This window comes from Terribacillus saccharophilus (assembly GCF_002272745.1).
In the GTDB taxonomy this organism is placed as follows: domain Bacteria; phylum Bacillota; class Bacilli; order Bacillales; family Amphibacillaceae; genus Terribacillus; species Terribacillus saccharophilus_B.
In genome coordinates, this window is record NZ_NPBD01000007.1 from 336,130 (window position 1) to 348,881 (window position 12,752).

Here is a 12,752-nt window from a genome sequence, read left to right on the forward strand (position 1 = left end):
ATGTCTATATAATTAGAAAATATAGAAAAGGGGGAATACGATGCGATTTAGGGATTTTCATCCAAATATAAAGATAAGGCTAGTGGAATCCTTCGTGTCAAGCTTGATTGGAAGTATGGTGACCCCATTTATGACCATCTACTTGGCGATGCATTTCGGAGCGAAAGTGGCAGGTCTGCTGCTGCTTGTCAATGTATTCCTCGGAATCGGGATGTCCTTGCTTGGCGGTTACTTTAGTGATTTATTCGGACGGCGCAAAATCATGCTGGTAGCTGAAACACTCCGGCTGGTAGCATTTTTTATGATGATGGTTAGTAATTCGCCATGGTTCGAATCAGCTGAGATAACGTACGCGATGATCATGCTGAACAGTATTTGCTGGGGATTGGCTGGACCAGCTAATGACGCCATGCTGATTGATGTCAGTACACCAGATCAGCGCCGTCTTATTTATTCTATTGGATATTGGGCTAGTAATTTATCCATCGCCTTGGGTGGTATCGCTGGAGCCTTCATGTTTGAGAACTTTTTATTCCAGTTATTCATGGCGCTGACGATCACCGCAGCAGGAACGTTGTTTGTCGTCTACTTCTTTATAACGGAGACGCATTTTCCAAAGAAAGTGGAGGTCAAACCGTTACAGCACGTGACACAGATTATTGGGACCTATCAATCGGTCATGCAGGATCGGCTATTTGTCTGGTTCATTGCCGGCGGAATTCTGGTCCTGAGCATGGAATTCCAGCTGACAAGTTATATCGGAATCCGATTGTCGGAAGAAATGCCGACACAGCAATTCTTGTTCTGGGAAATAGATGGCGTAAAAATGATGGGTTTGTTGCGAAGTGAAAATACGATCTTAGTTGCCTTGCTTGCCTTATTTGCTGCCAAGCTTATTGTTGGGATGAAGGACAGATTCGTTCTCGTTGCCAGCTGTCTTATCTTTACAATGGGGTACGCGGCGCTGACATTTTCGAATCATATTTGGATGCTGTTCATCATGATGGCAGTACTAACAATCGGTGAGGTATTCCGGGTGCCAGTGGAGCAGTCCTATATGGCAGCAATTCCGCCGGATGACAAGCGCAGTGCATACATGGCATTCGGAGGTCTCCAGTACAACCTCTCCATGTTGATTGTTTCCTTGACTGTTACACTTAGCGGATTTCTATCATCGATCACGATGGGGATATTACTTACCATGATTGGTCTGGCTGGTACTTTCATTTTGTATATGATTACCCCGCAGCTCGATATTAGAAAGCTGGAAGCGGAACAAAAAGCAGTCTAGATGTAAGTGGTTATACATAAAAACTTCCCAGAAAGCGTTCCTAACATTAGGGCGCTTTTTCGTATTTAGGAAAAAGCAATCCAAATTACAGAAAAAAAGACGAGGATATAATCCCCGTCTTCTCAATGTTCATGGACATGTGTATGGTTGCCGGCGTCATGCTGGCACATGAGTGATTCCTCATGCGTGTGGGCTGCTGTTTCCATTTGGATCGTCACATGACCGATTCCTAAATGCTCTAGATCATGCTCAATTTTCCGCAGCATTGCTTGGCTTTGCTCGACTAGCAAGTCACCTTGCACTACAGCGTGACAGGAAAGGGCGTTCTGACCGCTGGTGATGCTCCACACATGCAGATCATGAATGGAAATTATACCGGGCGCTTTCTCGATACAATCAATGATTTTACTCATTTCGACATTCCGCGGCGTTCCTTCCATCAGCACATGAATGGCATCCTTTGTTACACGCCAGCCACTTATAATCACTAGGGCAGCTACAATGACACTTGCGACTGGGTCGGCCCAATTCCAGCCGAACAGAAGCACGAGCAATGCGGCAGCGATAGCGCCGACAGATCCGAGCAAATCGCCGATGACATGCAAGAAGGCTGCGCGTACGTTTAGATTCTCACTCGTATCACCGCGCATCAATATCCAGGCAACTAGAATATTAACAAGGAAACCGATGACAGCAATGATCAGCATGCCCCCGGAAGCAATCTCTGCAGGTTCGCGGAAACGCTGGATTGCTTCATAGAAAATGTAAAGGGACACAAGGATGAGCGTGACTCCATTGAATAAGGCAGCCAAAATTTCAAATCGCTTATAACCGTATGTCTTACTGTAATTAGCTACTCGCTCACCGAGTATAAAGGCAAACAGACCGACTCCGAGAGATACAGCGTCACTTAGCATATGACCAGCATCTGACAACAAAGCAAGACTATTCGTCAGGAAGCCTCCTATTGCTTCAATTAGCATGAATCCAGCTGTCAAAATAAAACTAATCAGTAAGGCTTTTTTATTCGCATTATGTCCGTGATGGTGGTGATGATCATGTCCATGATCGTGTGCATGTCCGTGTCCCATACATATTCCTCCGGTTAATTAGTTATGGCAGGCGTGGTTGATAGCTTCTGTCAGTAAATCGATGACATGCTTGTCATCGTGGGAATAATAAATCGTCGTGCCTTCCCGCCTCGATTTAACGAGCCGGATTTTTTTCATTGAGCTCAGCTGATGAGAGACAGTGGACTGATGCAGCTCGAGCTTCTCTGCGATTTCATTTACGCTGTATTCCTTATCGAGCAGCAAGTGCAGGATTCGGATTCTAGTTGGATCGCCGAGGGCTTTAAAGATTTGCGAAACATGCGTCAATCGCTCTTCTGTCAGCTCCAAATGTGAATCGTACTTCATATGCGGACGCTCCTCTTATTTGCTTATATGCGTATATTAGCATATATAAATACTCTAAGCAAATTCTAATCTTTCTCTTATATATAAGAATTCTAACAATCTAAAGAGGAGATTAGGTTGATAACTAGCATCAGAACGTGTGATTAGTAACGGGCAGAAAGGGACAGGCAGAAAGTATTGGCAAAATAATAAGCTTACAAACATTTTACAAACAAGCCTATATATAACGACGTTTACTAAGATTTTACGAACCTAGCTTCTATGTGAGCAGGAAGATAGTTAGTATTAAGAAACTAAAGAAAGCAAGGTCTCATTTATGAGAATAGCAATATTTATAGCCTATGGGTACGATATACAAATTTCGGCATATGTCGAATACTTAATTCCAATGAATCTGTAAAGGAGGTTGCAGCAGGAAGCTTCTTGCAATGTATGCAAACTAAAAAAACAAAGTGACAACAAAATGAAGGGTAGTGATGAAATGAAAAGGCTTGGAAGATACAGCGGTTATAATCTGCAGGCGCTGCGTCGGGATATCATTGCGGGAATCATTGTTGGTATCGTGGCCATTCCGCTTGGGATGTCTTTTGCTATTGCCTCGGGAGTAAATCCTGAATATGGTCTGTATACAGTCATCATCGGCGGTCTGCTTATTTCATTGCTGGGCGGATCGAGGTTCCAGATAGGAGGACCAACTGGAGCATTTGTTCCAATTCTCTTAGGTGTTGTCATTCAATTTGGCTATCAGGATCTTTTGGTGGCAGGCATAATGGCTGGAATATTGCTCGTCATTTTCGGTCTGCTCAAGCTCGGAAGTTTGATTAAATTCATCCCACGTCCAGTAGTAGTTGGTTTTACAGCAGGAATCGCGGTCATTATCTTTTCTGGGCAAATCGGGAATTTCACGGGGATTCAGGCTGAACAAGAAGAGGGATTCCTCCCGAAAATGCAAGCACTGCTTGCAGCCGCGGATACAATCAATCTATACAGTCTGATCATTGCAGGTGTGTCCCTTGCTGCCATTCTTCTCACGCCTAAGGTCTTACCGAAAGTACCTGGTGCGCTCGCGGGGTTGATACTATCGACAGTTGTAGCAGTCCTATTTCTCCAAGGACAAGTGGCAACCATCGGCAGTGTGTATGGTGATATACCGAGCCAGCTGCCGCAGCTTCAGTTACCCGCTTTTACATTGGACAAGATTCTCTACCTGCTGCCATCTGCAGTGGCCATTGCCCTGTTGGGCGGAGTGGAATCACTCCTATCGGCAACAGTTGCAGATAATATGGCGAAAACAAAACATCACAGCAACCGGGAATTAATCGGTCAAGGAGTGGCGAATATCGCTGTTCCGCTATTCGGTGGTATTCCAGCCACTGGAGCAATTGCCCGGACCGCAACAAATATACGGAGTAATGCCTTCTCGCCTGTATCCGGAGTGGTGCATTGTGCTTTTGTCCTGATCATTCTGCTTCTTCTCGCTCCTTATGCTTCTGCCATTCCGCTAGCCAGTATGGCACCGATTCTTATGGTTGTTGCTTGGAACATGAGTGAACGTAAAGAAGTAGCCCATATTATCAGAATGCGTACATTCGATTCCTTCATCCTGATTGTTACCTTCGCGTTGACGGTACTTGCTGATCTGACTGTTGGTGTCGGCTGCGGACTATTGCTTGCCTTTGTTGTTTTCGTCAAACGTATGAGCACTGTGCTCTTTGTAAAAGACGAACAAATCCATGTTAAGGAAACAGATGGTGTGCGGATGTGGCAATTTGAAGGTCCATTGTTCTTCGGATCTACCGATATCCTGGAGGAAGTAGTAGAAAAGACAATAAATGAAGAACCAGATTCCCTTATCCTTGATCTGCAAAAGGTTTCTTATATGGATACATCCGCTGAAGCTGCCCTGCATAAACTCGTCGATCACTATGAAGCTGATGACAAACAGTTGCTTTTCCTTGGTGTTCATGGGCAGCCGGAGCGCTTGCTTCATAAGACCGGGCTGCTAGCTAAGGTCGGAGAAGAATATACCGTGAATAAGAGAGAGGAAGCTGTACGGATTTGTACCTCTTGAATATTTCAACTTGAGAATCAAGCAATTTATGCTCTTATTAGGGCATAGGTTGCTTGATTTTCATGTCAGCAGCTTTTTATATAAATCACTTCAGTTGCTTTTATGTTTGAATGATTTCAGCCGATATAAAGGAGAGAATCTACATAGTTGAGGGGAAACTAGCAATGAATAAGCTTTTGAGAAGAAAAGTCGTATCTGTATCACTATTAGTAGGATTGACTTTATTTCCTGCACATCATTCCTATGCTGAGGAAGAAAAACAAGTCATTGTCGTCTATGAAAATAAACAAGGAGAAGAAGCAGTTCGGGAAAGTGATGCTGCAATAGAGGAGCAGTATGAACAATTATCGGCTGCAGCAATCTCAGCGGATACAGAAACAATTGATGCATTGAAAGAAGATCCTGATATTAAATATGTAGAGCCTGACAGTAAGATTAGTATTTCAACTAGCGATGTGGTTGACCAGTCTGAAGCGCCGATTCTGGATCAATGGAATCTCACTTCCATTCAGGCTCCAACAGCTTGGGAAGATGGCTTAACAGGTAAAGGTGTCAAAATTGCCATTATGGATAGTGGAATTTATCCGCATCAGAATTTGCATATAACAGGAGGCTATTCGACTGTTGATTACACAACATCCTACGAGGATGATGAGGGGCATGGTACTCATGTGGCTGGTATTATTGGGGCAGAGCATGACGAGCATGGAACAGATGGCATAGCGCCGGATGCGGATCTTTTTGCCGTTAAAGTGCTGGATGATACAGGGGAAGGATATCTTTCCGATTTGTTAGAAGGAATAAATTGGGCTATTTCGAATAATATGGACATCATTAATCTGAGCATGGGGACTGCGGATAAAAGTGATGCACTTGAGGATGCCGTACAAAAAGCGTATCAAGCTGGAATCCTGTTAGTGGCTGCTAGTGGAAATGAAGGAGCTGGTCATTCACTGGATTATCCTGCTGCTTATGAACCTGTCATTGCTGTTTCTGCTACCGACTCGAACGACAATATTGCCTCGTTTTCTTCTGTTGGTGATAAGGTGGAATTTGCAGCTCCCGGAGCAGATATCCAAAGTACATATCTTGGTTCTGGTTATCGAGTGATGAGTGGTACGTCTCAGGCCGCGTCGCATGTTTCGGCCATGCTCGCGTTGTTGAAACAGCAGTTTCCTGATGATACCAATCTGCAATTGAGAACGCGTCTCCAGCATTACAGTAAGGATCTGGGACAGGAAGGAAGAGACGCACTCTATGGTTATGGATTAATTCAATTTCCTGCTCCAGTACAGGAGGAAGAGCTTGTCTCAAATGATTTAGAAAGAAGTAAGTCAGAAGGTGCAAGAGATGAAGTGAAGGAAGAAAAAGTTACAATCGAAGAATTGCGTTTTTTGGCAGATGATCTGAAACTGAGAATAGATGAACTGGCAGATTTGTTTGCCGCACATGGCTTAGATTTTTACAACTACCATAACCTCAACGAAGTAAATGACGTAATCTATCAAAATATAAATGAAGTGTCTGTTCATTTCCTCTTAGAAAAAGCGGGAATGGATCGAGAGCAGCTTGATAAGCAGCTTGCTGCTGAAGATCTAACGCTTGATGATTTTAATACCATTGAAGAACTGTCAGCGTATATAAAGGAATTTGAGCAGCATACCGGAAACGGAGAAAACCAAGCGGGTACATCTGAAGGGAATGATGAAGAAGTTGATACAACTCAGGATATTCCCATGACTGACGATCAGACTGATGAGAATCCAGTCAATGTACCAGTTGAAGCTGACTCTACCGAAAAGGAGAAAGTTGATTTAGGAACTGTGCTACAGCAGGCTGACTCTGCCGAAAAGGAGAAGATTGATTCAGGGGTTCAACAGGTTGACGAACCCAATAGGGAAACAGACGAGATTATTTTTACACATAAATCGGCTGGCAAAGCAGATCAAGAAGACCAACAAGGAAAGCATCTGCCGGATACTGCCTCCCCAATCGGCAATATGATAGCGATAGGGGTCATGTTAGCAGCGGCCGGTCTGGTACTTTATATAAGGAACCGAAGGACCAAATTCAGAAGCAGGTAATGGAAGCTATCAATTGGATTATCCAGAAGACCTCGACAAAGTGATTGCTGTTTCAGCTTCTGACTTAAAAAGTAAGATTGCCTCCTTCTCCTCAGTTGGTAGTAAGTTGGAACTATCAGCGCCAGGAGCAGATATAATAAGCTCCTTTTAGGTACTTATTATGCGATGATGAGCGGAACCTCCCAAGCAACACCTCATGTATAAGCAATGCTGGCGCTATGAGCAATATCCGAATGATACGAATGATCAGCTACGCCACGTATACTGCGCTATAGCAAGGACCTAGGAGCAATCAAAGTTAAATGAAAACAGGCATTCCGCTGATGGAATACCTGTTTTCTTATAATTCTACTGTAGCTTCGCCTATTCTTTTCACACCCCGTATGCGAGCGACATCTTCTGCCAGCTGTAACGCGGCTTTATCCTTCTGTTTTGCTTCAATCATGAAATCCACTGATTGGCCAATTTCTTTTAAATGCTTAATTAAAGGCATCAGGAATTCTACATCCACATAGTCAGCATGACTGCGATATGCCTTCTCTGACTTAGGTGAAGAAGTATGGATTTTTGGCACATGTTTACGGTCTTTCCATGTAGCCATAAAACGCGGAAGAATCTCTTCTAATGGCTCCTCTTCTGTATGATTTGCCATGTAATGATGGATATCGAACATCATTGGGATCTGGTGTCTCTCACATACTTCCAATGTTTCAGTTGTTGTATACGTCTTGTCGTCGTTCTCCAACGTCATTTGTCTCTTAATCGGATCGGGAAGCTGTTTGATGTTTTCGTGGAAACGCTCCAGGGCAAGTTCTTTGTTTCCATATGCACCGCCGACATGGATGTTGATATATGCTTCGTCTTCTAATCCCATAGCAGTCAGCATATTGTAATGGTATTGCATATCTTTGACAGCATTTGAAGTAATATGCGGTTTATCGCTTGTAAAAAGGGTAAACTGATTCGGATGAAAGCTTACGCGGATGCCGTATTCCCGCACTAGCCGTCCAATCTCCTCATACAAGTCAGTGAAGGGCGAGATATAATCCCATCCAACTTCCTCGTGGGTCGCGAGTGGTGCAACGGAGGAAGAAAATCGGTAAAGCTTGATTTGATGGGCAATATTGTAATGGAGGATACGGATTGTACGCTCCAGGTTTTCCTTAGTAATAGCATGAAGCTGTGCCAATCTTTCTTTTTTTTCTAGCTTAGACCATCTGGCGAATGTCATAGTCTTTGCTGGTGATGCTTCATATAAATTCAATGCAGTAGATACGTAGCCGAAACGGATGATCATACAATTTCTCCTTTGTGACAATCTGTAGTTATTTTCCCCTTCTTTTGATTCTGATAATCCTGTTTTGCATAGTAAGTCCATGCATGTCCGGCTGTACACCTGTATAATTAGATATAAGCAGGAAAAAAGTTTGAAACCTTCTGTATCCCTGCACGTATATAAGATACAAGATAAGAGGATGGTGAAAGGTTTTGGGTATTCTTTCCCGTATATTCAAGAAAAAGTCCCCTGAGCGCCCTGCTGTAAGGGAACGTCATGCACTATCCATCCAAGTGGGTGACATCGTCGAATACGACTTGGTCACCTACGAAGTAGTCGGAAAAATCACTTCCCGACAAGGGAATTATGAATGGTTCGATTACCAGTTGGTGGAAGGGGATACGACCATATGGCTATCGGCTGAAATGGATGATGAACTGGAACTGGGAATATATAAAAAAATCCCGCTTTCGGTATCAAAACCATATCCGAAGCAGCTGACGCATGAAGGCCGGACTTACTTCCTTGATGAGCAAGGTGAAGCTAGAGTCGTCGGTGAAGGAAGAAGCCGTAATGTGAACGGCTCGATCGTCCATTTTGCGGATTATTTTGATGAGGATGAAGAACATTTCCTTGGCCTTGAAGGCTGGGGGAGCGAAATTGAAGTCAGCTATGGCTATGAAATCAAACCGCGTGAAATTAAAATCATTGCGGGTTCAAATTAAATTAATTAAAGGAGAGAATTATTATGTTTAAATTTTTTAACCGTGTAAAAACAGTCGTAAACTCAGAATTGAATGCAATGCTGGATAAAGCAGAAGACCCGGTGAAAATGCTGGATCAGTTCATGCGTGACATGGAAGCGGATATTCGTGAAGCGGAAACTGCGGTAGCGAAGCAAATTGCTAATGAAAAGATGTTGAAACGAAAATACGATGATGCCAAGGCTATGGCGGATAAACGTCAGCAGCAAGCCGAGACAGCAATCGAAGCTGGTAATGATGATTTAGCGCGCCGAGCTCTGGAAGATAAGCAGACGCATCAGCAGACAGCTGATTCACTTTACGCATCTTGGGAGCGCGCATCCAGCGATGTTGCGTCTATCCGTCAGAAATTGGATGAAATGAAAAAAGAATATGCTGAAATGAAGCTGAAGAAAGATTCCTTGAAAGCACGTGCGGAATCTGCCAAAACACGTACGAAGATGAACCGTACAATGTCCAATATTGGCAGTGACGAGTCCCGCGGCGGTTTCGAACGTATGGAAGAAAAAGTATTGCAGTATGAAGCAGAAGCTGAGACGAGTGAGGATATGTCCCGATCCAATCGTTCCTTAGATGATGAATTCGCTGCACTTGATAAGAATGGTGTCGACGATGAGTTAGCTGCTTTGAAAAAGAAAATGGGTAAAGAATAAGCAGCCATTGCCATCGGCAGGCTGACCCTTGCGTGAGCAAGGGTCTTCGTCTGTCTTGCTTTACATATGGAATTCGATAAGAAGGGAGGAGCCTTCATGAAATACTGGCTGGCTGGTTTTTGCCTTGTATTTGTTCTTATTTTGGCTGGATGCGGTAATTCCGATGAGCAAACTGCTTCTGTCAGTGATATACCGGATGAACCAGATAAGGAGACTGTTACTTCTGAGTTTGAGAATAGTGTAGGGGAATCAATCGAAACATTAATTGATAATAACTTCTATTTGCTTGATGTTGTTTCCGGTGAAAGACGCGGAAGTGCAAATGTATATGCAACGCGCCTGTATACAGTGGACGAATTGGAAGAACTGTTCAAGCAAGCCGAAGGACCGGATGAAATCAGCGACAAGAAGAACGGACAGCAGATAATGATTTACGACGATGTCTTCATTACCTTGAAACAAAGTGAGGAAGATGAGGATGTCACATTGATAGAAGTAGCTGACCGGACATTTGTGCGGAATAACTACTCACCGAACTATTTAAATACATTCTTTACATTTGCTCTGTTGAATTCCCTCTTCGGCAGTAATTGGAGCCAGAACAGAATGGATACTTGTCAGAGCGGTGGCTGTTATGGCGGCTACACGTCGACTTATCGGTCGAATGATGATGGCGGCGGCAGTACAAGACGCGGTACGTCTAACTATCGAGGTGGCGGACCAGATGCGGGTAAATAAACAAACCTATAAGGAGGCATAGAATCATGAATCCATTTTTATCGACTTTTCTATACTTTATCATTGCAGTTGTGATCGTTATCATCGGACTTATCATTTTTGAAATGATCACACATAAGTACAGGGACTGGGAAGAAATTGAAAAGGGCAATACAGCTGTGGCTTTATCGATAGGCGGTAAGATCATCGGAATCTGTCTTGTACTGTCATTCTCTATTTATCACAGCAGTGAACTTTGGGAAACCCTTATCTGGGGCGCTTATGGTGTCGTTCTGCAGATGATTGCCTACTTCGTATTTGAAGGTGTAACACGGCGCTTTTCTGTTCAATCCAAGCTAAAAGAAAACAATGTCGCAGTCGGAATTATATCCTTAGCGGTTTCTGTTGGGCTTGGGTTCGTCATCGGTGCGTCCATTACGTAAGCTAAAAGCAGTTCGGAGATGAAAGACATGCAGCAGAAAGTAACAAATAAAACCTCATTCATTTATTGGGCTTCCGGTATCGTTTCCATTTGCGGTATTATATTTGAAGTCTTGTTCGGGGCTCTTGGGTCCTATATTCTCGGAGATGGTGTGAAGCAATATACACTCACCATCTCTTTGTTTTTGACTGGTATGGGGATTGGTGCCAGCATAAGTGAACGCGTGACAAAGCGACTTATTCTAGCATTCATTTATATTGAATTTTTCGTTGCTCTGATCGGGGGCTTTTCGAGTTTTACAATGTTCGGAATCACAGCATATACGCCTGACGGAACAGATGCGTTCTATCTTTATTTCGTCACCATTCTTGTTGGTGCGCTGACCGGAGTAGAGCTGCCGATTCTCATTAGGAAAGCGAATGAGATCGGGGAGACAATCGGCCGCAGTACAGCACGTGTCCTTTTCAGTGATTATGCAGGTGGTCTTATTGGTGGGTTGCTTTTCGCCTTCTTATTGCGCCCGCAGTTCGGAATCGTCAAATCAGCTTTTCTAGTTGGCCTAGTCAATTTAGTAGTGGCACTGGTCGTCCTTTGGTTATTCCGGGAAGAAGTGAAACGGTTTGCCTTGCATGTAGCAGTGGGTGTAGTCATCGGAATTCTGCTTATACTTGGTGTCTTTTTTGGAGAAGCAACTGCATTTTCGTTCGAACAGAAGCTTTACGAGGATCCAATCATTCACATGGAACAAAGCCAATATCAGAAAATCATACTAACTCAGGATGGAGATGATCTACGGCTGTATTTGAATGGCGGATTGCAGTTCAGTTCGTTCGATCAGCATCGCTACCACGATGCGCTTGTCCATCCGGTCATGTCCCAAGCCAAACAGCATGATCACGTGCTCATACTTGGGGGCGGGGATGGCTTAGCGGCGAATGAGATACTGAAATATGATGATGTTCAGGATATTACCCTAGTTGACCTCGACCCTGCTGTTACAGAAATGGCTAAGTCTGAGTCAAGGCTGCTCGACTTGAACAATCGCTCGCTGCTGAATGACAAAGTCACCATCCATAATCAGGATGCCTTCACTTACTTAAAGGAAACGGACCAGGTCTATGATGTCATTATCGTCGATTTGCCCGATCCGAATGATGAGAGCTTGAACAAGCTGTATACCGAAGAATTCTACTCTCTGGTGCGCAATCACATGCATCCAGAGGGAGCGATGATTGTCCAAGCGACTAGCCCGGTGTTTGCGACCGAGTCTTATTGGACAATAGACGAAACAATTCGTGCAACAGGGTTGGAAACGGAAAATTTACATCTGGATGTGCCGAGTTTTGGCAACTGGGGATTTGTCATGGCCAGCAGAAATCCAATCGATCCAGAAAATCTAGAGGTTACCGTACCGACAGAATACTTAAAATCGTCTATGATTCCTGGAATGACAGAATTCGGTAAGGATGAGGATAAGGAAATCACCAATGCTGATGGGGAGGAAGTGACACTTCGTCCTAACACATTGGTTGATCCTCATTTGATCGAAATCTATCAACAGGAATGGAAGCATTACTGATCTTCCCTTGGCAGCAACGCTCGATAAGCTACCGGGGATGTCAGCACAGTTGATGTATTGAATGCCCCATATGGAATCAGCCGGTCGATCAATTCCCGCATGCCATTCATGTCAGGGACTGCTGCCTTCAGCAAATAATTGATCGGTCCGGTCACCCGGTGGCATTCTAGTACAGCTTCTTCTTTTGCAATCAGATTTTCAAACTCCAAATGAGGAATCTTCAATTCACTAACCTGGATGAACAGCAGAATATCCAGTCCAACCTTCGCATGCGCTACTCGGGCTGTGTAATGCTCGATGACACCGCGCTCCTCAAGCCTTGCTATCCGTTCTGAAACACTCGGTCTGCTCAGTGCGAGCTTCTTGGATAATTCGCTTATTGTTATCCGGCCGTCATGCTGCAGCAGCTCCAGCAGTGTACGATCGATGTGATCCATATGCACCCTTCCTTTCACAT

13 protein-coding genes are annotated in these 12,752 nt (G+C 44.0%); 9 read left to right on the plus strand and 4 right to left on the minus strand.

The window, feature by feature from the left end; all coding sequences use genetic code 11:
* Positions 1 to 40 precede the first annotated feature (40 nt).
* Entirely contained in the window at positions 41 to 1,291 is a 1,251-nt protein-coding gene (locus CHH58_RS08900; protein ID WP_095227732.1) for an MDR family MFS transporter, read from the plus strand.
* 122 nt (positions 1,292 to 1,413) lie between these two features.
* Here CHH58_RS08900 and CHH58_RS08905 read toward each other — a convergent pair whose 3' ends face one another.
* Together CHH58_RS08905 and CHH58_RS08910 are read right to left on the minus strand one after the other, a co-directional pair.
* A complete protein-coding gene (locus tag CHH58_RS08905) occupies positions 1,414 to 2,382 on the minus strand; it encodes a cation diffusion facilitator family transporter (RefSeq protein ID WP_095227734.1) in 969 nt (322 codons plus the stop codon).
* Positions 2,383 to 2,400: 18 nt separating this feature from the next.
* On the minus strand, positions 2,401 to 2,709 hold the full coding sequence (locus CHH58_RS08910; protein ID WP_095227736.1) for an ArsR/SmtB family transcription factor: 309 nt from the start codon (positions 2,707 to 2,709) through the stop codon (positions 2,401 to 2,403).
* A gap of 481 nt (positions 2,710 to 3,190) precedes the next feature.
* Between CHH58_RS08910 and CHH58_RS08915 the strand changes: the two genes are divergently transcribed.
* The 3 genes from CHH58_RS08915 (at position 3,191) to CHH58_RS18650 (ending at position 7,015) form a co-directional block, all read left to right on the plus strand.
* Positions 3,191 to 4,780: a SulP family inorganic anion transporter gene (locus tag CHH58_RS08915; protein ID WP_095228139.1), complete on the plus strand. Its 1,590-nt coding sequence runs from the start codon at positions 3,191 to 3,193 to the stop codon at positions 4,778 to 4,780.
* 164 nt (positions 4,781 to 4,944) lie between these two features.
* The gene (locus tag CHH58_RS08920; RefSeq protein ID WP_170937568.1) at positions 4,945 to 6,864 is read left to right on the plus strand and encodes a S8 family serine peptidase; all 1,920 of its coding nucleotides are present in this window, start codon (positions 4,945 to 4,947) and stop codon (positions 6,862 to 6,864) included.
* Between the two features lie 40 nt (positions 6,865 to 6,904).
* The gene (locus CHH58_RS18650) at positions 6,905 to 7,015 is read left to right on the plus strand and encodes a hypothetical protein (protein WP_249275120.1); all 111 of its coding nucleotides are present in this window, start codon (positions 6,905 to 6,907) and stop codon (positions 7,013 to 7,015) included.
* A 189-nt stretch (positions 7,016 to 7,204) separates the two neighbouring features.
* Here CHH58_RS18650 and uvsE read toward each other — a convergent pair whose 3' ends face one another.
* On the minus strand, positions 7,205 to 8,161 hold the full coding sequence (gene uvsE, locus CHH58_RS08925; protein ID WP_095234508.1) for a UV DNA damage repair endonuclease UvsE: 957 nt from the start codon (positions 8,159 to 8,161) through the stop codon (positions 7,205 to 7,207).
* A 191-nt stretch (positions 8,162 to 8,352) separates the two neighbouring features.
* On the opposite strand from uvsE, the gene CHH58_RS08930 reads away from it, so the two are divergent.
* The 5 genes from CHH58_RS08930 (at position 8,353) to CHH58_RS08950 (ending at position 12,295) form a co-directional block, all read left to right on the plus strand.
* Positions 8,353 to 8,865, plus strand: a complete 513-nt coding sequence (locus CHH58_RS08930) for a DUF4178 domain-containing protein (RefSeq protein WP_095227742.1) — start codon at positions 8,353 to 8,355, stop codon at positions 8,863 to 8,865.
* 23 nt (positions 8,866 to 8,888) lie between these two features.
* Positions 8,889 to 9,557: a PspA/IM30 family protein gene (locus tag CHH58_RS08935; protein ID WP_095219141.1), complete on the plus strand. Its 669-nt coding sequence runs from the start codon at positions 8,889 to 8,891 to the stop codon at positions 9,555 to 9,557.
* Positions 9,558 to 9,653: 96 nt separating this feature from the next.
* Positions 9,654 to 10,295 (plus strand): DUF4247 domain-containing protein, encoded by a 642-nt coding sequence (locus CHH58_RS08940; protein WP_170937569.1) that lies wholly within the window; start codon positions 9,654 to 9,656, stop codon positions 10,293 to 10,295.
* A gap of 26 nt (positions 10,296 to 10,321) precedes the next feature.
* A complete protein-coding gene (locus CHH58_RS08945) occupies positions 10,322 to 10,717 on the plus strand; it encodes a DUF350 domain-containing protein (protein WP_095227746.1) in 396 nt (131 codons plus the stop codon).
* A gap of 18 nt (positions 10,718 to 10,735) precedes the next feature.
* A complete protein-coding gene (locus CHH58_RS08950; protein WP_095227747.1) occupies positions 10,736 to 12,295 on the plus strand; it encodes a polyamine aminopropyltransferase in 1,560 nt (519 codons plus the stop codon).
* Here the strand turns inward: CHH58_RS08950 and CHH58_RS08955 are convergent.
* A complete protein-coding gene (locus CHH58_RS08955) occupies positions 12,289 to 12,732 on the minus strand; it encodes an Lrp/AsnC family transcriptional regulator (RefSeq protein WP_095219145.1) in 444 nt (147 codons plus the stop codon). The genes CHH58_RS08950 and CHH58_RS08955 overlap by 7 nt on opposite strands.
* Positions 12,733 to 12,752 lie beyond the last annotated feature (20 nt).

Excerpts from the sequence above, each read along its gene's own strand:
- CHH58_RS08915 (WP_095228139.1), top strand. The coding sequence starts at position 3,191 with ATGAAAAGGCTTGGAAGATACAGCGGTTATAATCTGCAGGCGCTGCGT.
- CHH58_RS08945 (WP_095227746.1), top strand. The coding sequence starts at position 10,322 with ATGAATCCATTTTTATCGACTTTTCTATACTTTATCATTGCAGTTGTG.
- CHH58_RS08920 (WP_170937568.1), top strand. The coding sequence starts at position 4,945 with ATGAATAAGCTTTTGAGAAGAAAAGTCGTATCTGTATCACTATTAGTA.
- CHH58_RS08900 (WP_095227732.1), top strand. The coding sequence starts at position 41 with ATGCGATTTAGGGATTTTCATCCAAATATAAAGATAAGGCTAGTGGAA.
- CHH58_RS08905 (WP_095227734.1), bottom strand. The coding sequence starts at position 2,382 with ATGGGACACGGACATGCACACGATCATGGACATGATCATCACCACCAT.
- CHH58_RS08940 (WP_170937569.1), top strand. The coding sequence starts at position 9,654 with ATGAAATACTGGCTGGCTGGTTTTTGCCTTGTATTTGTTCTTATTTTG.
- CHH58_RS08910 (WP_095227736.1), bottom strand. The coding sequence starts at position 2,709 with ATGAAGTACGATTCACATTTGGAGCTGACAGAAGAGCGATTGACGCAT.
- CHH58_RS08935 (WP_095219141.1), top strand. The coding sequence starts at position 8,889 with ATGTTTAAATTTTTTAACCGTGTAAAAACAGTCGTAAACTCAGAATTG.
- uvsE (WP_095234508.1), bottom strand. The coding sequence starts at position 8,161 with ATGATCATCCGTTTCGGCTACGTATCTACTGCATTGAATTTATATGAA.
- CHH58_RS08950 (WP_095227747.1), top strand. The coding sequence starts at position 10,736 with ATGAAAGACATGCAGCAGAAAGTAACAAATAAAACCTCATTCATTTAT.
- CHH58_RS08955 (WP_095219145.1), bottom strand. The coding sequence starts at position 12,732 with ATGGATCACATCGATCGTACACTGCTGGAGCTGCTGCAGCATGACGGC.